The 19,090-nt window shown below is 60.5% G+C and carries 18 protein-coding genes; 8 read left to right on the top strand and 10 right to left on the bottom strand.

Annotated elements, in window-relative coordinates; all coding sequences use genetic code 11:
• Positions 1 to 2 precede the first annotated feature (2 nt).
• Both GRX76_RS02870 and GRX76_RS02865 read right to left on the bottom strand, forming a co-directional pair.
• Positions 3 to 1,292 (bottom strand): TolC family protein, encoded by a 1,290-nt coding sequence (locus tag GRX76_RS02870; protein WP_160151928.1) that lies wholly within the window; start codon positions 1,290 to 1,292, stop codon positions 3 to 5.
• Positions 1,293 to 1,373: 81 nt separating this feature from the next.
• On the bottom strand, positions 1,374 to 1,754 hold the full coding sequence (locus tag GRX76_RS02865; protein ID WP_160151927.1) for a hypothetical protein: 381 nt from the start codon (positions 1,752 to 1,754) through the stop codon (positions 1,374 to 1,376).
• Positions 1,755 to 1,964: 210 nt separating this feature from the next.
• Between GRX76_RS02865 and GRX76_RS02860 the strand changes: the two genes are divergently transcribed.
• Both GRX76_RS02860 and GRX76_RS02855 read left to right on the top strand, forming a co-directional pair.
• The gene (locus GRX76_RS02860) at positions 1,965 to 2,354 is read left to right on the top strand and encodes an acyl-CoA thioesterase (protein WP_160151926.1); all 390 of its coding nucleotides are present in this window, start codon (positions 1,965 to 1,967) and stop codon (positions 2,352 to 2,354) included.
• Between the two features lie 266 nt (positions 2,355 to 2,620).
• Positions 2,621 to 2,917, top strand: coding sequence for a hypothetical protein (locus GRX76_RS02855; protein ID WP_160151925.1), 297 nt, complete (start codon positions 2,621 to 2,623; stop codon positions 2,915 to 2,917).
• A 69-nt stretch (positions 2,918 to 2,986) separates the two neighbouring features.
• Here the strand turns inward: GRX76_RS02855 and GRX76_RS02850 are convergent, their stop codons facing one another.
• Both GRX76_RS02850 and uvrD read right to left on the bottom strand, forming a co-directional pair.
• Positions 2,987 to 4,120, bottom strand: coding sequence for a TRAP transporter substrate-binding protein (locus tag GRX76_RS02850; RefSeq protein ID WP_160151924.1), 1,134 nt, complete (start codon positions 4,118 to 4,120; stop codon positions 2,987 to 2,989).
• Between the two features lie 83 nt (positions 4,121 to 4,203).
• Entirely contained in the window at positions 4,204 to 6,435 is a 2,232-nt protein-coding gene (gene uvrD, locus GRX76_RS02845; RefSeq protein ID WP_160151923.1) for a DNA helicase II, read from the bottom strand.
• 283 nt (positions 6,436 to 6,718) lie between these two features.
• Here uvrD and hexR point away from each other — a divergent pair, with 283 nt between their 5' ends.
• The 3 genes from hexR to GRX76_RS02830 all read left to right on the top strand — a co-directional run bounded on the left by hexR (position 6,719) and on the right by GRX76_RS02830 (position 10,821).
• Positions 6,719 to 7,573, top strand: a complete 855-nt coding sequence (hexR, locus tag GRX76_RS02840; RefSeq protein ID WP_160151922.1) for a transcriptional regulator HexR — start codon at positions 6,719 to 6,721, stop codon at positions 7,571 to 7,573.
• A 33-nt stretch (positions 7,574 to 7,606) separates the two neighbouring features.
• Complete coding sequence (locus tag GRX76_RS02835; protein WP_160151921.1) at positions 7,607 to 9,412, top strand: DUF4153 domain-containing protein; 1,806 nt, start codon at positions 7,607 to 7,609, stop codon at positions 9,410 to 9,412.
• A gap of 155 nt (positions 9,413 to 9,567) precedes the next feature.
• On the top strand, positions 9,568 to 10,821 hold the full coding sequence (locus GRX76_RS02830) for a multidrug effflux MFS transporter (RefSeq protein WP_160151920.1): 1,254 nt from the start codon (positions 9,568 to 9,570) through the stop codon (positions 10,819 to 10,821).
• Here the strand turns inward: GRX76_RS02830 and gstA are convergent.
• Together gstA and GRX76_RS02820 are read right to left on the bottom strand one after the other, a co-directional pair.
• The gene (gene gstA / locus GRX76_RS02825; RefSeq protein ID WP_160151919.1) at positions 10,818 to 11,417 is read right to left on the bottom strand and encodes a glutathione transferase GstA; all 600 of its coding nucleotides are present in this window, start codon (positions 11,415 to 11,417) and stop codon (positions 10,818 to 10,820) included. The genes GRX76_RS02830 and gstA overlap by 4 nt on opposite strands.
• An 83-nt stretch (positions 11,418 to 11,500) precedes the next feature.
• Positions 11,501 to 12,112 carry a hypothetical protein gene (locus GRX76_RS02820; RefSeq protein WP_160151918.1) on the bottom strand — a complete coding sequence of 204 codons (612 nt, stop codon included), beginning with the start codon at positions 12,110 to 12,112 and terminating at the stop codon, positions 11,501 to 11,503.
• Positions 12,113 to 12,297: 185 nt separating this feature from the next.
• Here GRX76_RS02820 and GRX76_RS02815 point away from each other — a divergent pair, with 185 nt between their 5' ends.
• Positions 12,298 to 13,020 (top strand): sulfotransferase family protein, encoded by a 723-nt coding sequence (locus GRX76_RS02815; RefSeq protein WP_160151917.1) that lies wholly within the window; start codon positions 12,298 to 12,300, stop codon positions 13,018 to 13,020.
• A 20-nt stretch (positions 13,021 to 13,040) separates the two neighbouring features.
• Here the strand turns inward: GRX76_RS02815 and GRX76_RS02810 are convergent, their stop codons facing one another.
• From GRX76_RS02810 to GRX76_RS02795, 4 genes are all read right to left on the bottom strand, one after another.
• Positions 13,041 to 14,012: a glutathione S-transferase family protein gene (locus GRX76_RS02810; RefSeq protein ID WP_160151916.1), complete on the bottom strand. Its 972-nt coding sequence runs from the start codon at positions 14,010 to 14,012 to the stop codon at positions 13,041 to 13,043.
• Between the two features lie 12 nt (positions 14,013 to 14,024).
• A complete protein-coding gene (locus GRX76_RS02805; RefSeq protein ID WP_160151915.1) occupies positions 14,025 to 14,429 on the bottom strand; it encodes a DoxX family protein in 405 nt (134 codons plus the stop codon).
• Between the two features lie 181 nt (positions 14,430 to 14,610).
• Positions 14,611 to 15,597, bottom strand: coding sequence for a Gfo/Idh/MocA family protein (locus GRX76_RS02800; RefSeq protein WP_160151914.1), 987 nt, complete (start codon positions 15,595 to 15,597; stop codon positions 14,611 to 14,613).
• A 56-nt stretch (positions 15,598 to 15,653) separates the two neighbouring features.
• Positions 15,654 to 16,541: a LysR family transcriptional regulator gene (locus GRX76_RS02795; protein WP_160151913.1), complete on the bottom strand. Its 888-nt coding sequence runs from the start codon at positions 16,539 to 16,541 to the stop codon at positions 15,654 to 15,656.
• 151 nt (positions 16,542 to 16,692) lie between these two features.
• Here GRX76_RS02795 and GRX76_RS02790 point away from each other — a divergent pair, with 151 nt between their 5' ends.
• Complete coding sequence (locus tag GRX76_RS02790; protein WP_160151912.1) at positions 16,693 to 17,646, top strand: pirin family protein; 954 nt, start codon at positions 16,693 to 16,695, stop codon at positions 17,644 to 17,646.
• 85 nt (positions 17,647 to 17,731) lie between these two features.
• Positions 17,732 to 19,045: a sodium:proton antiporter gene (locus GRX76_RS02785; protein WP_160151911.1), complete on the top strand. Its 1,314-nt coding sequence runs from the start codon at positions 17,732 to 17,734 to the stop codon at positions 19,043 to 19,045.
• Positions 19,046 to 19,090: the final 45 nt, after the last annotated feature.

The following is a 19,090-nucleotide window of genomic DNA, read 5'->3' as shown; positions in this document are numbered from 1 at the left end:
GATTATTTGGAGTTGGCGTCGAGCTCGACGGCGCGGAAATAACGGATACGCGCCACGGCGCGGAAGTAGCCATAAGTGAGGCGCGCGGCGCTGATCTGGGTCTCGATGTCGTCCATGCGCGCGGCAATGGCCGCTTCCAGATCCGCGGTATTGCTGGCGTAGCCCCGCAGTACCGCATCGGCGGTGGCGTCCGCTTGGGGCAACAGGTAGTCGCGGTACTCCGCGCGGCGGCGGTCGAGGGTCTGGGCCATGGCCACGGCGCCGTTCAGCTCGGCGTGCAGCTGCTGCAGTAGGTTCTGGCGCTGCAGGATGCCGGCGCTTTCACGCGCACGGCTGGCGGCAAGGCGGCGATCCTGGCGATCCTGGCGGAACAGGGGCAGGTCGAACGACACCATCACGCTGGCAAAGTCCGAGCCATCACTCATGGGCGTCCGGTCGCGCTGGCCGTAGCTGAAATCGACACCGAACTGCGGCGTATACGCCTCCTGGGCCAGCGCCACATTGGCCCGCTCTGCAGCCACGCGGGCATTGCTGGCAGCCACGGCGGGATGCTGCTCCACCAGCGCCATCGGGACCGGCAGGGACTGCCCCGCCAGCCAATCGCGGGTATCCCGCCAGGCCGGCGGGGTTACATCCAGCGCGCCCCAGGCGGCACCGCCGATCCAGCGGCTGAGGGTGCCGCGGGCGCGATTGATCTCGCCATCCACCGCGGCAATACGATCGTCCAGTCGTGCCAGCGCCAGCTGCGACTGCAGCAGCTGCTGGGACTGGATCTGCGCACTGGCGAGGCGCGCGCGGTTGTAGCCCACCAGCTCCTGCATCCAGCGACGGTTCTCCGCCAGCAGTTCACGCACCCGCAGCTGCTCGGCCACGCTGAGGTAGGCCTGCGCCACATCCCGCGCCAGTGCCAGTTCCATATCCGCAGCACCGGCATAGCCCGCCTCCGCAGTGTGGGCACCGCGCTCGCCGGCGAGTGTCGCGGAATCCCCGCGCGGCAGTTTCTGGCTGATGCCGATGACTTTCTGGGTCATCGGCTGGTCGTCAAAAGCGAAGGTGTCGGTGGGCAGGTTGGCGATACCCAGCTTGAGCATTGGGTCCGCCCACTGGGCGTCCGCCACTGCGGTTTCCGCCGCAGCGTCGGCGGCGGCAATCGCCGCCGCGGTTTGCGGATCCTGTTCCTGCGCCAGCTGGATGGCGCCCTCCAGATTCAGCTGTGCCCGCGCGGGCAGGGCAACCGCACAAATCAGCAGCACCGGGACCAGAGGGCCCAGGGCGCGCAATACATATCCCATGGAGTAATCCTGTGTATCTGATACCTGGTCGACGGCTCGACCGTAGACTTCAGCGCCAAATGAGACGCTGAAGGGGAGGCATCAGGCGCTTATTGGGGGGCGCAACAGGTTGCGCTGCGAAGCAGCGAGTGGGGAGGGGGTAATCGACTGAAGCAGGGCGGAGGCAGACAATGTCGCGGCCTGCCAGTCCTGTGCCGGGGGAACGGCCGCACCACAACCGCCAACGGCACAGGTCAGCTGGCAGAGTTCTGCCGCCGATTTGTCGCCGGCCTCGTCACAGCAGGGCATGCTGTGGTGATCAGAGGCGGACATGTCACTCGCGGCATGTACAGCGGTATCCGCCATCATCATGGCGTGATCGGCATGGGAATCAGCCCCCGGATCGCAGGCAGGCGCAATCGCCAGAGCCAGGCTCTGGGCAGCGAAACACCACAGGATCAAAGTCAGGACAATTCCACGCATGGGCGGAATTCTAGGTGCCACAGTGCAGAGCGGCAAGCCCATGCCCCGCGGCAAGGTTGATAAATCAACCGATTATTCTGTTCAGCGCAAAATTTCAGTTAGTGGGCTCTGGCTAATTAGTACCCAGTTTGTGTTAGAATGCGCCACCCGGTAACGGCGACCCAATACGCCACCCCGGATCAATAAATCTAAGAATTGTGAGCATTTGCGATGTCCGCCATTGATGAAGAACCGCAACCCACGGGTACCCTGACCCTGCAGACCCAGTCCATGCCACGGGACACCAATCCCCAGGGTGACGTTTTTGCCGGTTGGCTGATGTCGCAGATGGACCTGGCCGGTGCCATTCTTGCCCAGAGCATCGCCCGCGGCCGCGTTACCACTGTTGCCGTTGGCAGCATGGTATTCCTGCGCCCGGTGCCTGTCGGCTCCACCGTCAGCTGCTACGCCGAAGCGGTGGAAGTCGGTCGCTCATCCATTCAGACCATGGTGGAAGTGTGGCTGACCCGCGTCGATACCGGTGAACAGGTCAAGGTGACCGAAGGCGAATTCGTCTTCGTGGCCATCGACGATCGCGGCCGCACCCGCCCGCTGCCCTGATATCACCAGCGGCCCGGGATTTATCCTGGGCCCCCGGGTCCACCGACATCACACCGACAAAACCATCTCCGCAACAACGCTCCCCACAAGTCAGACTGGGAAAGATTCCGGTACCGGCACCACTCCATTTCTTCCGGTGCAGCCGCTGAAACGTCCGTTCCATCCAGATACCTACTTTTTAAAAAACTCGATCTGTTTATTTTTTCGAGTTGCACCCCTGGGATAATATCCGACCTTACCTATAAAACCGGATAAGGATTTCCCGAATGATGGTACCCGCACTAACCATTGCATTGATCTTCACTATTGTTTTTTTCGCTGGCCTGGCGATTGCCCGCAGAGCGAGAAAAACGTGGGCCAAGGTAGCCATCCGCATGGGCACGGTACTGGTCACCATAGCTCTGTTTGGCGTGGTGCCGGCGATGTTGGAGGCAAGCCTGGTAACCACCGAGCTGGCCGGGCGTTATTTTTTCTTTCTATTGATCGGTGGGGCACTGGTTTACAAGCTTTGGCTGGTTAAATTTATTCCGCTGCCTGTCGAGCAAGAACAGACCGAACGTTAAAATCCCAACGCGGTGAAAACCTTCGAAGCTGTGGATAAAAATAGAAACGGGGCCAATAGGCCCCGTTTTTTATTGCGCGTCAATTTCTCGCGTTCGGTAATAGGCTTCTTCGCTGATGCGATGGTAGGGAATCACCTGGGATTCGAATTCCTGAAACGCTTTATAGACCCTAGCAAATTGTGGATCTTTTGCCGCCGTTTCTTCCATGATGCCCTGGTTGATCTGTTTCAGGTGGGCAATTACATCGTCCGGTAGCTTGCGCAGCTCTATGCCGTGCTCTTCCAAAAGCTCTTTCAGCGCGCGATTGTTGCGCGCGGTGTATTCGTCGAGCATGTCCTGGTTGGCGTCGCGGGCGGCGGTGCGGACTATGGCCTGCAGGTCCTTCGGCAGTTTCTCGAACGCGGTTTTGTTGACGATGATTTCGAGGATGGAACCCGGTTCGTGCCAGCCGGGATAGTAGTAATACCTGGCGATCTGGTGAAAACCGAAGGCGAGGTCATTGTAGGGGCCGACCCATTCGGTGGCATCGATCACGCCGGTCTGCAGCGCGGTGTAAAGCTCACCACCGGGGATTGTGACCGCGGTGCCGCCGGCGCGGTTCAGTACTTCACCACCGAGACCGGGGATACGCATCTTCAGGCCTTTCAGGTCTTCGACGGAATTGATTTCCTTATTGAACCAGCCCGCCATCTGCACACCGGTGGAACCGCCGGCCATGGGGATCAGATCAAAGGGTGCGTAAAGCTCTTCCCAGAGTTCCAGGCCACCACCGTAGTGCAGCCAGCCATTCATTTCCTGGGCATTCAGCCCGAAAGGCACCGCGGTAAAAAACTGGGCCGCGGGTATCTTGCCTTTCCAGTAATAGGCGGCGCCGTGGCCAACCTGGGCCGCGCCATCGGACACCGCGCCAAATACACCCATGGCGGGCACCAGTTCACCGGCACCGTAGACCTTGATCTTCAGGCGGCCGTTGGACATTTCGTTGATTTTTTTCGCGAAGCGCTCCGGGGCACTGCCGAGGCCGGGGAAATTTTTCGGCCAGGTAGTGACCAGCTTCCATTCGAAAGTTTGTTGGCCGGTGTTTTCGAGAGTGGTGATTTTCTGTTCCTGGTCGGAACGGGAGATCACCAGCGAGCCGAAGGTGAGTACCAGCAGGGAGAGCAGTCCGAGGATAACGGGGGGATACCAGTTTATTTTTTTCATGTCCGTTTGAATTTTTATTGTTGGTTTTGTCTGGGCTGCGCCCTCCAGGGAGCCATTAAATAGCTACCGGGAGGGCACACAAATCAGAGAGGCTGTAATTTGGCCATGGATACTACCAGCCATTTGCTGCCGGCGTCGTCGAAGTTGACCTGCACCCGCGCGCGCGGGCCACTGCCTTCAAACTGCACCACCGTGCCCTCACCGAATTTGGCATGGTCGACACGCCCACCAAGCGCCAGGGGTGGCAGGTCGTCGTCGAACTCCGGCGCCGCATCGGAGTATGGGTTGATGCCGCCGCCATAGTTGCCGAATGACTTGGGCTGGAACAGCGGCTTGGAAATTTCCGTTTTGAGTCGCACCTCGTGGATATACTCCACCGGAATTTCACTCACAAACCGCGATGGCTTGTTATAGGTTTCGCTGCCGAACAGACGCCGGCACTCGGCGTAGGTCATGTACAACTTCTGCATCGCGCGGGTGATACCCACGTAGCAGAGGCGGCGCTCTTCCTCCATGCGCCCGGGTTCCTGGGCCGACATTTTGTGCGGGAAGAGGTTTTCCTCCACCCCGGCCATAAACACCAGCGGGAACTCTAAACCTTTGGCCGAATGGAGGGTCATCAGCTGTACCGCGTCTTCAAACTCGTCCGCCTGGCCCTCGCCGGCATCCAGCGCGGCGCTGTCGAGGAACTGGTTCAGTAACGGAATCTCTTCCTCGTCCACCGCTTCGCCATCGGCGTCCGCCGTGGGCACGCCGTCAAACGCGCGACAGGCGCTGACCAGTTCCTTGAGGTTTTCTACCCGGGTCTGGCCCTTCTCGCCTTTTTCCTTGCTGTGGAAATCGATCAGGCCGGTCTGCTCGATGCCCAGCTCGGCAATGTGATCGAGGGTTTTGTCGGTGCTCTCTTCGTCCAGCGCGTCGATCAGGCTGAGGAAGTTCGCCAGCGCATTGCCGGCGCGCGCGGCGAGGACTTTCTGCTGCAGCATCTTGGCCGCCGCATCCCACATGGAACTGCCGTGCTCGCGGGCAAATTCCCGCACCAGCTCCACGGTGCGCGCGCCGATGCCGCGGGTGGGGGTATTCACCACCCGCTCGAAGGAGGTGTCATCGTGGCGGTTGGTGATCAGGCGCATATATGACAGCGCGTTCTTGATCTCCAGCCGCTCGTAGAAGCGCTGGCCGCCGTAAATACGGTAGGGAATCTGTTCCCGCAGCAATCCTTCTTCCAGCACCCGCGACTGGGCGTTGGAGCGGTACAGGATGGCCACGCTGTCGCGGCGATTGCCATCGCGCACCCAGTCGCGGATACGTTCGACAATAAACCGCGCTTCATCCTGCTCGTTGTAGGCGGAGTAGAGGGAAATAGGCTCGCCTTTTTCCCCTTCGGTCCACAGTTCCTTGCCCAGGCGACCGGCGTTCTGCGCGATCACCGCGTTGGCGGCATTCAGGATGGTGCTGGTGGAGCGGTAGTTCTGCTCCAGGCGCACCGTCTGTACGTCCCTCAGATCCGCTTCGAAGTGCTGGATATTCTCGATTTTGGCACCGCGCCAGCCGTAGATGGACTGGTCGTCGTCACCCACCGCCGTGATGGCACACTGGTCGCCAGCCAGCAGGCGCAGCCAGGCGTACTGAATCGTGTTGGTATCCTGGAACTCGTCCACCAGAATGAACGGGAAGCGGCGGCGGTAATGGGCGAGGATATTGTCGTTATCCCGCAGCAGTTCGTGGGCGCGCAGCAGCAGTTCGCCGAAGTCCACCACACCCGCGCGCTGGCAGGCCTCTTCATAGGCGCTGTAAATCCGCACCATGGTCTGCAGCCAGGGGTCGCCGGTGAGCTGGATGTATTGCGGGCGAATGCCCTCGTCTTTCTGGCCGCCGATCCACCATTGGGACTCCCGCGGCGACCAGCTTTTCTCGTCCAGCCCCAACTCGTTCTGCACCCGCTTGATCAGGCGCAGCTGGTCGTCACTGTCGAGAATCTGGAAATTCTGCGGCAGCTTCGCCTCCTGCCAGTGAGCACGCAGCAGGCGGTGGGCAAGGCCGTGGAAGGTGCCCACCCACATGCCGAAGGTATTCACCCCCAGCAGCTCCTCGATGCGCCCGCGCATCTCCCGCGCCGCTTTGTTGGTGAAGGTCACCGCCATGATGGAGTAGGGCGATGCCCCCTCCACCTGCATCAGCCAGGCGATACGGTGCACCAGCACTCGGGTTTTGCCCGAGCCGGCACCGGCGAGGACCAATTGATTGCCCGGGGGCGCGGCTACTGCCTCGCGCTGGGGATCGTTGAGAGGGTCTAAAAGTTCAGATACGTCCATGGGGCGGATTGTATCAGGGGTTTTGGAGTAACTGGGTATATAAACAGGGTTTTGACCCACTGAAATTCAATGCGAAGGCGCTGATGCCGGGTAGGCCTTTGTGAGACCGTCTGCGGCCAGGACGGCCGCAGCCGAGCCCCCATGGATGGGTTCACGGCGTGTCTCACAAAGGCCTACCCGGCAGCAGGGCCGCCACAATGCCAGAATCGAGCTGAGCCAAAGCTCGCCAGCACCCCGCCATGCCGCTAAACTGCACAGCCTGAACCAGAGTTAAGGTAGTGTCGTGAAGCCAGCGGAAGTCACGCAAAGGATCAGCGAGCAGCTGAGTGCCATGCGTAAATCTGAGCGCAAGGTCGCTGAATATATCCTCGCCAACCCCGGCGAAATCATTCATATGCGGATAGTGGATCTGGCCACCGAGGCGCAGGTGAGTGAACCGACCGTGGTGCGTTTCTGCCGTGCAGTGGGTTGCTCCGGGTTCCAGGAGTTCAAGCTCAACCTGGCGCAACAGCTGGCCTCCAGCCCCAGTTTCGGGCAGATCGCCGTTACCGAAACCGACTCCATCGCCGAATACAAACGCAAGGTGTTCGACTCCACCGTCGACACCCTGCTGAATGTGCGCGACAAAATCGACTCCCGCGCCCTGGAAGCCGCCGTTACCGCCATTGCCGCCGCCAAGCGGGTGGAATTCTTCGGTTTTGGCGCCTCCGGTGCCGTAGCCGCCGACGCCCAGCACAAGTTCTTCCGCTTGCAGATGGCCACCGCCGCTCACTCAGACCACCATATGCAGAGCATGTCCGCCATGAGTATGGCCCCCGGCGATGTGGTGGTCGCCATCTCCCAGAGCGGTCGTACCTCCTCGCTGCTGCGCTCCATGGAAATGGCCAAAGCCCAGGGCGCGACCGTCATCGGCCTCGGCCCCAGCGGCTCCCCCATGACCCGCCAATCCAGTATCCCGCTGGAAGTGGATGTGGAGGAAGACATCGAGCTCTACACGCCGCTGTCGTCCCGTATCGCGCACCTGGTGGTGATCGACGTACTCGCCATCGGCGTGGCCCAGCGCAAGGGGCCGCAGTTGCAGGAGCACCTGTTGAAGCTGAAGAAGGGCCTATACAACCTGCGGGAAGAAAAACACTAAACGCACCGCGAAAAGCCCGGAACAGGACGCGATATGCACGGAAGCAGTGGCGAAACCCCGAATACCCAGACGGAAAACCAGGCCCCGGAAGACGCGCATTCGCTCAGTGTTGCCGAGAAGCGCCTGATCCTGATCGCCGCGCTGGTACAGGGACTGGTGCTCTACTGGCTGAAGTCCTGGTCCGGCAGTGAGGACTGGCTGCCGGTATGGCGCTACCTTTGCTACACCCTCTCGATCGCCATCCCCCCGCTAGTCATTGTCACCACCGCACCGCGTCTGGCCCACAGCTACTGGTGGGTTATTGCCGGTTACGCCCTGCTTCTCGGGCTGGTGGCCAGCTACCGCGGCTATCAGTGCACCCCGACGGATATGGTGCATTGCAACTGGCCACATACCTTTATCGTCACCACCGCCATTGCCTCCTTTGTGGTCGCCTTTCTGCTGCGCGCCTGCGCCACCGGCGTACAGCGACTCAGGCGGCCCGAGTATCCGGCGCTCTTCCACTATTCCTGGGATATAGCACTGACCGTCGGCCTGACCCTGGTGTTCACCGCCATCTTCTGGCTGATCCTGTTCCTGTGGCAGGCGCTGTTCAGTCTGGTGGGCGTGGCGCTGTTCCGCGAGCTGTTCTCGAAAGAGTGGTTTATTTTCCCGGTGACCGGGCTGGTGGTCGGTTGCGGCGCCGTTCTGTTCCGCTCCCAGCAGAGCTTCGTACTGACTCTCAAGCGCCTGCTGCGCACCATGCTGGTGGCGTTGCTGCCCCTGCTGGCGCTGTTGACCATCGTGTTCCTTGCCACCTTGCCGTTTACCGGGCTGCAGCCAATCTGGAATACCGGGCACGGCAGCGCACTGTTGTTGTGGCTGGTGGCGCTGCTGCTGTTTTTCAGCAACGGCGTGATTCAGGACGAGTTTCCTTTCTCCCGCTACCCCAAGTGGGTCAACCGGGTATTGTTGCTGGCACTCGTCGTCGCTCCCTTTTACACCGCCTTTGCGCTCTACGGGCTGATGCTGCGTGTGCAGCAGTACGGCTGGACCCCCGAGCGGCTGTGGGGTTTTGTGGTGGCTTTCACCCTGATGTTGCTGGCCACCAGTTACAGCCTGGCCATCCTGCGCCGCGGTGAGCACTGGGGTGCCTGGCTGCGGCGGATCAATACTGGACTGGCACTGTGGGTACTGGCGGCATGTCTGGTTACCCAGTCGCCGCTGGCGAACTTCTGGCGCATCAGTGCCACCAGCCAGATGGCGCGCCTGCAGCAAGAACAAGTGGAGTTGGCGGAGTTCGATTTCTTTTTTCTGCGGCAGAAACTCGGGCGGCCGGGGCTGGAGGCGCTGCAGCAAATCGCCACTCTTCCGGCCGTCCAGCAGGACCCTCAGATGGCGGCATACCTGGTGGAACTGTTAAAATCGGCGCCGTCCGATTGGAGCCTCCGCCAGAACCCGGTCGCGCAGCGGCAGGCCAACCAGAAAATCCGGGGAATAGAAGTACTCCCTGGCGGCAGCAGCTTGCCGGCGGCGTTTGAAAGCCGCCGCTACCTGATGGACTGTGACCAGGCCGCGGTAAACTGCATCTGGCTGGAAAAGGATCTCAACGGAGATGGCGAAAGCGAGTTTCTGCTGTTTTCCCTCCGCTCCCGGCAGAACAAGGAAAACTTCCTCACCGTGTCCGCCTTCGCCCTGGTGGATACCAGCTGGCAGCAAATTGGTCACAACAACCGGACTACAGAAGAGGAGTTCGACGCCCTGCGACAGCGGCTGCAGTCCGGACAGACAGTAACCCGCGCTTCCAGATGGCCGGCACTGTATCTGGGTGATGAACTGCTGTTCGACGCTACTCAGTAGACCGGCGACCGCAAATTCCCCCACTGTCATGGAAACCGCCGGCGGTGCCGGCTACCATGCGCGCACCCGGTGCCAGCTATCCTTTGGCTGGCGCCACCGGGATTTTCCCGCACCAATCCAACGCTGTACCCAGGCCCTTATTTTACCCATTCAATATGCCGCCAAATTTCTTCAATGCCGAAGGCCAACCGCCGCGCTGGCTCGCTCCCTGTCTCGCCGCACTGGTAGCGCTGACGCCTTTTGCCATCGATACCTATCTGCCGGCCATCCCAGCCATGGCCGCGGCCCTGGGTGTGGAGGTGGCGCAGGTGCAGCACTCGGTGTCCAGTTATCTGCTGGGGTTTGCGGTGGGGCAGCTGTTTGGCGGGCCTCTGTCGGACCGCTGGGGCCGGATTCTGGTGGGCACCATCGGCCTCAGTATTTTTATTGTCAGTACCTGCCTGATTCTGTTTACCAATAATGTCGAGTTGCTGGTGGCACTGCGCTTCTGCCAGGCGGTGGGCGGTGGTTTTGCCACGGTGATCTGTGGTGCCATAGTGCGCGACCTCTACCACGGTCGCGAGGCGGCGCGCATCATGTCGATGATCGCCACCATGATGCTGATTGCGCCCATGGTGGCGCCGGTGATCGGGTCCACCCTGCTGACCTTTGGCGACTGGCACGCGATTTTCATTTTTCTGCTGGTGTACGGGTTGCTGATGATGCTGCTGGTGCGCGGCATTCTGCCGGAAACGGTGTCCCGCTTCCGCCGCGCGCGCCGCCAGCGTCAGCCCCGCCGCAGCATGCTCCAGGGTTATGCACAGATTTTCCGCACCCGGCGCGCCCTCGGGTTCCTGTTTGCCCAGGCGCTGATCAGCGGCTGTATGTTTATCTACATCACCACCGCCCCGTTTGTGTTCATGGAGCACTTCGGTGTCAGCGCGCAGACATTCCCCATGCTGTTTGGCAGTTGTGTGCTGGGACTGGTCCTGATGGTGCAGCTCAACATCCGCCTGCTGAAGGTGTTTGAACCTCGGCAGATTCTGGTGGTGGGCATCTGCCTGCAACTGTTTGCCTGCGCGCTGCTGCTGGCAAGCACCGTCTATTTCGGCAGTGAGCAGCCCCTGCTCGGATGGATGATCCCACTGGTCATGGCCATGGGCGCCATCGGCATCATTACCCCCAATTCCGCCGCCTGTTACCTGGAATTTTTCCCCACCATCAGCGGTACCGCCAACGCGCTCTACGGGGCGTCGCTGTTCATCTTTGGCGGGGTACTCGGGGGGGCGGTGAGTGCGGTGCATACCGGCACCCTGGTGCCGATTGCGGTGGGCATGTTGTGCTGCTCGGCCGCCGCGCTCGGCCTGGTGCTGCTGGTAGCGCGGGCGCGGCAACCGATCGAGATTAAACCGCGCGCTGGGCGGGGCTAGATCAGGCCCTCTGCCTGCATTGCCTTCTGAACGCCTGGGCGCTGGGCCATGCGCTCGGCAAAGGCGGCAAGTTTCGGCCAGCCACTGGTATCCACATTGACCTTGGCGCACCAGCTGTACACCGTGAACAGGTATGCGTCGGCCACACTGAAATCATCCCCCAGCAGGTAGTCACCGCTGAGACTGTCTTCGACAAACTGAAAGCGCTTGCTGACAGCCTCACTGGCCTTGGCCTTCTCGTCATCAGAGCCGTTCCAGAACAGGGGTACAAAGGATTTGTGCACTTCCGTGGAGATGTAGTTCAGCCACTCCAGCATCCGGTAGTGAGGCAGGGTGCCGTACTCCGGAGCCAGCTTTTTATCCGGGCGCTGTTCCGCAAGAAACTGGACAATGGCCGGCCCCTCGGTCAACACCTCGCCACCTTCCAGCTGCAGCGCCGGCACATAGCCCTTGGGGTTTACCTGGGTGTAGTCCCCACCGGATTCGGTTGTTTTGGCTTTGAGATCAACCTTGCACAGTTCGAGGTTGAGCCCGGCCTCGCAGGCGACGATATGCGGCGACAGCGAGCAGGCTCCGGGGGCATAGAAAAGTTTCATGGGGTCTTCCGGCGTTAAAACGATGGTTCGAGTATAGCCGGGGCCAGGCGCCCGTCAGCTGCCGGGACGCCGCCGCACCCGGATCACCGCAGGAAGCGCGAGGAATACAGCGACCGGAACTTGTACAGAAGGCTTTTTTTCTTGCGCGCGTACTTGTTGCCGCTTTTTACCGTGCGCAGCGCCCCCAGGATTTTTTCCCTGTCTCCCTTAAGGCCGGCGGCATCCATGAACTTGAAGAAATCTTCTTCCAGATACTCCATGCGCACTTCCACCCAGTTCTGACGGCGGCTCAAAAAGAAGGTCACATTGTCGGCCACGGTATCCACCATCAACCGGCAGGCTTGCAGGGCCTGCGCCATATTCGGCTTGCGGCGGCACATCAGGGTGCCGTGGTAGAAGTGCCTGGCGATACAGATGGCGCCCTGCCAGCGGTCACGATAGCTGCGTGCAATCTTGTCGTGATCGCGGGTCAGGTGCACGTAGAAGGTATCTTTGTCGTCGTAGATGCGATCCAGGGTGCCGAGAAACCACACCAGGCGGTTATCCGACTCGATGTGATTGTCCGGATACTGCAAACGCCCCTCGATCATGCCGGCGTGGATTTCATGACCCGACGTCATGCCGTCGATGTGGGTGCAGGCTTCTTCGAACGTGGTTGACCCGGAACGCCCGGTTGTTAATACAAAAATCCGCATATCTTTCTCTTACAGCAATGAAGTTCCCAGGCAACCCACACCGGATACCCCGGCCCGATGCGCCAGCATGAAACCGGACAAAAAAGCGGCAAGATAATACGCTGACCGGGGCACAGTTATCCACCAACGAGGCTGTGATAGCATGGTGACTTGCCAGTAACCCGCTTTCCGGAACCTGAAAGATCATGCACCCAGCCCTGGACAAACTGTTCTTCAACCGGGCCACGCTGCCACTGCGACCCTTTTACCGCCGCTACCCCTTCCGCTCGCCGGCCTCCATGCGCAGTGCCAACGACCGCGGCATGGTAGACCTGGAACTCGGGTTTTTCTGCAACCGGGTTCCCAAGGCCGCCAATTCCACCATTGTCACCAACCTCACGCGGCTCAAGCTGAACCGCGACCTGCCATCTGAGCAGGCAAAGAAGATCTCTACCCGCCCCGGCCACCTGAGCCGCGCGGAAATGACGCAGTTCGACAAACTTTTCAAATTCACCGTGGTGCGCAACCCGTACAGCCGGGTGCTATCGGCGTATCTCAATAAGGTGGTGCGCTTCCCCGAGCGCTGTGGTGACATCAGCTTTGCGCAGTTTCTGCAGCGGCTGGCGACAGAGCGGGACTTTCTCTACAGCAACGCCCACTGGGTACCCCAGGCGGACCTGATGCTGATTCCCGCGGAAGAGTTCGATTTTATCGGCAAGGTGGAATCCCTGGACCGCGACCTGGCGGAGATCAAGCAGCGCATCCGCCCGGATATCCAGGACGAAATCACCAGCGCCGGGCCGCCGCCCACCGGGGCATCGAAGAAGTTGCGTGAGTATTACAGCGACGATTCCCTGGTCGCGCTGGTGGCGGACATTTACCGGCAGGATTTCACCACTTTCGGTTACAGCACCGAGTTACCCGCCTAGCTCATTCCCTCGATGCACTACTAGCCGCGCCCGTGGGGCGCGGCGTAGTCCAGTTCCGGCCCTACCGGCACTATCCCGGTGGGATTGATGTTTTTGTGGCTGGCGTAGTAGTGGGTTTTGATATGGTAAAAATCCACCGTCTCCGCGATGCCGGGCCACTGGTACATCTCGCGCACATAGGCCCACAGGTTTTTGTAGTCCGCCAGGCGCTGTTTGTTGCACTTGAAGTGGCCGTGGTACACCGCATCGAAACGGATGAGGGTGGTGAACAACCGCCAGTCCGCTTCGGTAATACGCGGGCCGGTCAGATAGCGGTTTTCCTGCAACCGCCGCTCCAGCTTTTCCAGCACCTCGAACAACCGGTGGTAGGCCGCCTCATAAGCCTCCTTACTGGTAGCAAAGCCCGCGCGATAAACCCCGTTATTGACGTTCTGGTAAACCAGATCATTGGTGGCATCGATATCGCCGCGCAGATCCTCGGGGTAGAAATCCTGGGTATCGCCGGTGAGTTCATCAAACGCCGTGTTGAACATGCGGATGATTTCCGCCGACTCATTGCTGACGATGCACTCGCGCTCCTTGTCCCACAGTATCGGCACCGTCACACGGCCGCTGTAATCCGCGCGGTTGCGGGTATAGACCTGGTGTAAGTATTCACTGCCAAACAGGCGGTCGCCGCTACTCCCTTCCTCTTTATTGAAGGTCCAGCCGTTCTCCAGCATGTAGGGGCTGACCACCGATACATCGATGTAATCCTCCAGCCCCTTGAGCTTGCGGAAAATCAGGGTGCGGTGGGCCCAGGGGCAGGCGAGGGAGACATACAGGTGATAGCGGTCTTTCTCCGCGGTAAAACCACCCTCGCCGCTGGGCCCGGCACTGCCATCGGCGGTGACCCAGTTGCGCAGTTGCGCCGCCTCGCGTTCAAATTCACCGCCGCTTTTATCGGTGTCGTACCACTGGTCTTTCCATGTGCCTTTGACAAGCAATCCCATTGGTCGGTCCCCTTACTTTTCTTTCACTTTCGCCATGGCGTGGTCAAAGCTGAACTTGCCGGCACCGGTGCAGGCGAGGAACAGAAAACCACCGGCAATCGCCAGGTTCTTCATAAACAGGATCTGCTGCATCTGATCACCGGGCACGTTGTGGAACATCCAGGCACTGATCACACAGAAAGCGGCAAACGCCAGCGCCACCCAACGGGTGAAAAAGCCAAACAGAATCGCCAGGCCACCACCCAGCTCCAGCAGGATCACCAGTGGCAACAGAAACCCGGGCACACCGGCCGCCGCCATATATTCCTGGGTACCGGCGTAACCTGCGATCTTGCCGTAGCCAGCGATGATGAAGATGACCGAGATCAGAATGCGCCCGACAACCTTGGTGAAATCGCACAGTACGCTGTTGTTCATAGCGAGGTCCTCAATGATTTACTTCCAGCAGGGAAGTGTATGAAGTGACAACGCTGTTCAGTGTAGTTCGATTATTGGAAACGAAAACCGCATATTTTCGGCGGAAAAGATCGGTTTTTTAGAAATTTGTAACGGGTAGCAGTGCCGGCGAATTGTACCGGCTAATCGCGTGCGGCGGGGCTTATTGCAAGCCCGCCAGTATCTGATCCATCACCCGGGACGCCTTGGCACCCTCGGCACCGGCAACCGGGTGGCGGCTATTACCTCGCAGGTGCTCGACCATATTTTCAATATGGAAGTACTGGATGTTTTCCGGGTGGGCAATCTCCACCGTTTCGGTTGCATCGCCGGCGTCGAGCAGCAGTGGCTCGTCAGCAAATACGGAAAAGCGGATGGTCCCCCGGCTGCCGTAAATCATCACCTCATCGCGGTATTCGCTGGCACCGAAGTTCCAGAAACCCGCACCGGTAGCGCCACTGTCAAACACCCAGCAGGCGGAAACCGCATCCTCGGCGTCGTACAAATTCTGTTGATTGACCGCGATGCCCTTGGCCTCGCGGATATCACCGGCCAGATGCATAAACAGGTCCAGGCCATGACAGGCCAAATCCACGAAGTGGCCACCGCCGGACACCGCGGGATCGGTGCGCCAGTCGTACTCCGGCGACAGGTCGGCCGCGGAAGGGGCGCGGGCATAACTCCAGTTAATGTGGCGAATATCACCGATTTTGCCACCGTCGATCCACGCCTTTACCTGGTTGAAACGGGGCAGGGAACGACGGTAATAGGCGACAAACAGCTGTGCGTCCTTGCCGGCGAAGGCCGCGGCAATTTCCTCACACTCGGCAAAATTGAGCGCCATGGGCTTTTCCAGACAGCAGTGTTTGTTGGCACTCGCTATCTTGAGGGCGTACTCCCGGTGGCTGCCCGGTGGCGTGGCCACGTAGATGGCATCAATCTCCGGGTCGCCAATCAACTCGTCGGCGCTGACATAGGTTTTGGGGACCCGGTGACGCTGGGCGTAATCGAGCAGTTTTTCCCGGTCCCGGCGCATCACCGCCAGCAGCGAGGAGCCGGGAACCTTGTTGAACGCCGGACCACTTTTTAATTCGGTGACATTGCCGCAGCCGATGATGCCCCAGTTGATGTTGTCGCCGTCTCGTTTCATTCCGCCCATCCTGTCGTAAATTTTTTGGTAAAGCCCAAGAAGGTCGCCTACCGGGCTCACTCTATGGGTGGCAAGCCTTCGCGTAGCGCCCGCAGCAGCAGGCAGGCCGCGGGGCCGGCGCGGTCCCGGTCCGCGTAGACCAGGTAGACGGTGACATCCCGCTCCCAGGGCTCTTCGGTTCGCAGCGGCAACAGCCGGTCCGCCGACAGAGAGTCGCGAATCCGGGTCTGCGGCAGCCAGGCAAACCCCAGCCCGCGCTCGATCAGTTCGATGGAGGTGTGTACATTGCTGACGGTGATGCGCTGGTCGGAACCCAGCCAGCCGGCATCCTGGCGATTCTTAAGGGCGGAGTCGCGCATGACTATCTGGCGGCTCGCTTTCAGGTCTTCGCGGTTCACCGGCCGCCCCAGCTGGTGCAGCGGGTGATCGGGGTGGGCGACGGGTACAAACTTGACCCGCGACACCGGCTCACCCACGAACCCCTGGGGTACCCGCGCGGTGAGAATAAAGTCCACCTCCTGCTGCAGCAGCAATTCCTCGCCGCCGGACAGTACGGTTTCGCGCAGCTCCAGGCGGGTGTGGGGATACTCGGCGGCAAAGCGCTCCACCGCGTTTAACAGTGCCTCGTAGTCAAACAGCACATCCACCGCCAGGCGCAACTGCGCTTCGGTGCCCGCAGCCAGGCTTTCGGCCACCGACTCCAGTGCCTCCGCCTCTTCCAACAGGCCGCCGGCGCGGTTCAGCAATACGCGGCCGGCATCGGTCAGCTCCGCCTTGCGCCCGCGCACTTCCAGCAGCGCCACGCCCAGGCTTTCCTGGAGTTTGTGTACCGCGTGATTGATCGACGACTGGCTTTTATGGACGGCCTCTGCCGCCTGGGAAAAGCCACCGTGTTCCACCACCGCCTGAAACATGCGCCACTGTTCCAGCGTTACCTTGGCCATAGACTGTCCTTTGTCTGTTTTCGATATCTGCGTCGAATCGTAAAACGGTTATCGGTTTGATCTGTCGAGCTTGTCGAATATTAGCTGCGATTATTTGCCATTTTCTGGCGATTTTATCGGCCTATACTGCCGGAAATGGAGGAGCAGAACCATGCCTAACTTCACAGACAAAGCCACATCAGAAAACGCGAACAACGCCAGCATCCGCCCCGCGGCGCGGGTAGTGGCGGGGCATCCATCCGCCGACGGCGCCGGGGTGAAAATCCACCGCGTGGCGGGCTTCCAGTCCCGGGAGTTCAGCCCGTTTCTGATGATCGACGAAATCCGCTCGGAAGATCCGGACGACTATATTGCCGGCTTCCCCCCGCACCCCCACCGCGGTATCGAAACTCTCACTTATATGTTGAGCGGGGAATTCGAGCACCAGGATCACCTGGGCAATCGGGGCGCCATTGCCCAGGGCGGCGCCCAGTGGATGCGCGCCGGGCGCGGCATCATCCATTCGGAAATGCCATCCCAGCCCAAAGACGGAAGCGAAGGCGGTATGCACGGCTTCCAGCTGTGGATCAACATGGCGGCCAAGGACAAGATGAGCAAACCCGACTGGCGGGATATTCAGCCGGGCGAAGTACGCGAAGTTCCGCTGGATGACAATGGATCACTGGCGCGCCTGATCGCCGGCGAGTGGCAGCTGCAGGGCGAACCCCAGTGTGGCCCTCTGCTGGATGCCGCGGCGGAGGCGGCGGTCGCCGACCTGCGTATCGCGCCGGGCGCAGAAGTCAGCCTCGGGATACCCGCCGAACACTCGGCGCTGGTGTATATCTACCGCGGTGCCCTGGAAACTGCGCGCGGCACCGTTACCCGCGGCAATCTGGTGTTGTATGGTGCTGGCGAGTCGTTACAATTGCGCGCGCCCGCCGGGGCACCACAAGAGGGCGCTGATTCGCAAGCAGATTCAGGGTCGTTATCTGGCTCAGGGCTGCTGGTATTGCACGGCCGGCCGCTCAACGAACCGGTGGTGCACTACGGGCCTTTCGTGATGAATACCCGCGAGCAGATCGAGCAGACACTGCGCGACTACAATAACGGCACGCTGACGGATTGATCCGGCGCGCGCCGCAGCCAATGCGCGGCGCGCTCTCCGTTTGTACCGAGCACCGCCGCATTTTCCCCCGAGGTATCCCCAGGGCATGGACGTCTATTACACCTTCTGTTTTCTCGCCGCCGTGTCCGTGTTTCTCGGGTTTCTCAATCAGTATGTGCTGCGCACCCAGGCCACCATCGCCATCACTGCCGGTTCACTGGCGCTGTCGCTGCTGGTGATCGGCCTCGGCAAGCTGGAAATTGTCGAGCTGCGGGACTGGGCGGGGCAGCTGCTGCCACTGCTGAACCTGGAAGACCTACTGCTGAAGGGCATGCTCGGCTTCCTGCTGTTTGCCGGCAGTCTGCACATTGACCTGCTGATGCTGCGCAATCAGAAGGTGGAAATCACCCTGCTGGCGATTTTCGGCACCCTGATCTCCACCTTCGCGGTGGGTTACATGCTGTTCTATTTCTTCGGCTGGATCGGCATGCCGGTGGACCTGGTGTACTGCCTGCTGTTTGGTGCGCTGATTTCCCCCACCGACCCCATCGCAGTACTCGCCATTATCAAGAGCCTGAAGGCACCGGAGCAGGTCTCGATTCAGGTGGAAGGGGAGTCGCTGTTCAACGACGGTTTCGGCATGGTGGTGTTCGCGGTGATTTATGCGCTGGCGTTTGAAGGTACCGAGCCCACACTGCCCGCCATCAGCCATCTGTTTATGGTGGAGGCCCTCGGCGGCATCGGCCTGGGTCTCGCCATTGGCGGTCTGTTCCACTGGTTGATCTGTTCCACCAACGACCACAGCCTGGAATTGCTGCTGACCCTGGTCGTTCCTACCGCCGGTTTTGCTACCGCCAATATGCTCGGCGTATCCGGAGCGCTGGCGATGGTGGTGGCCGGTATCATCATCGGCAACTTTACCCGCGAGAAGGGCTTCTCCCGGGTGAGCCAGCACGAACTAGACAATTTCTGGACTATCACCGAGGAGTTCCTCAACGGTATCCTGTTCCTGCTGGTGGGCCTGTTCATGATCACCATCGACTTCCAGCCTATCGACTATGTGCTGATTGCCGCGGCCATTGTCATCGTGCTGCTGGGACGCATCCTGGCGGTGGGGGTACCCTTCCTGTTCCTCAAGCGGCACCGCAAATACCACCCCTACACCGAGCGCATCCTGATCTGGGGCGGACTGCGCGGCGGCCTGGCGCTGGCGCTGGCGATGTCGATTCCCGCCGGCTATGTCATCGGCAACAGCCAGGACGGCAGCAACCACGATCTGCGCCACCTGTGGGTGGTGATGACCTACGGCGTGGTACTCTTCTCCATCGTGGTGCAGGGCTCCACCATTGCGCCACTGATTCATCGCAGCCGCGAAGCCAGTTTCCCCGAGGGTGATCCCGGCACACCACAACCGGACTGATTCCGCTCCGCCGCGGCCCTGCGATCATTTATTCACGACAATCAA

Origin of the sequence: Microbulbifer sp. ALW1, assembly GCF_009903625.1 — a bacterium.
In the GTDB taxonomy this organism is placed as follows: domain Bacteria; phylum Pseudomonadota; class Gammaproteobacteria; order Pseudomonadales; family Cellvibrionaceae; genus Microbulbifer.
Note: the sequence above shows the minus strand (reverse complement) of the source record. Positions and strands in the feature narration are given on the sequence as shown.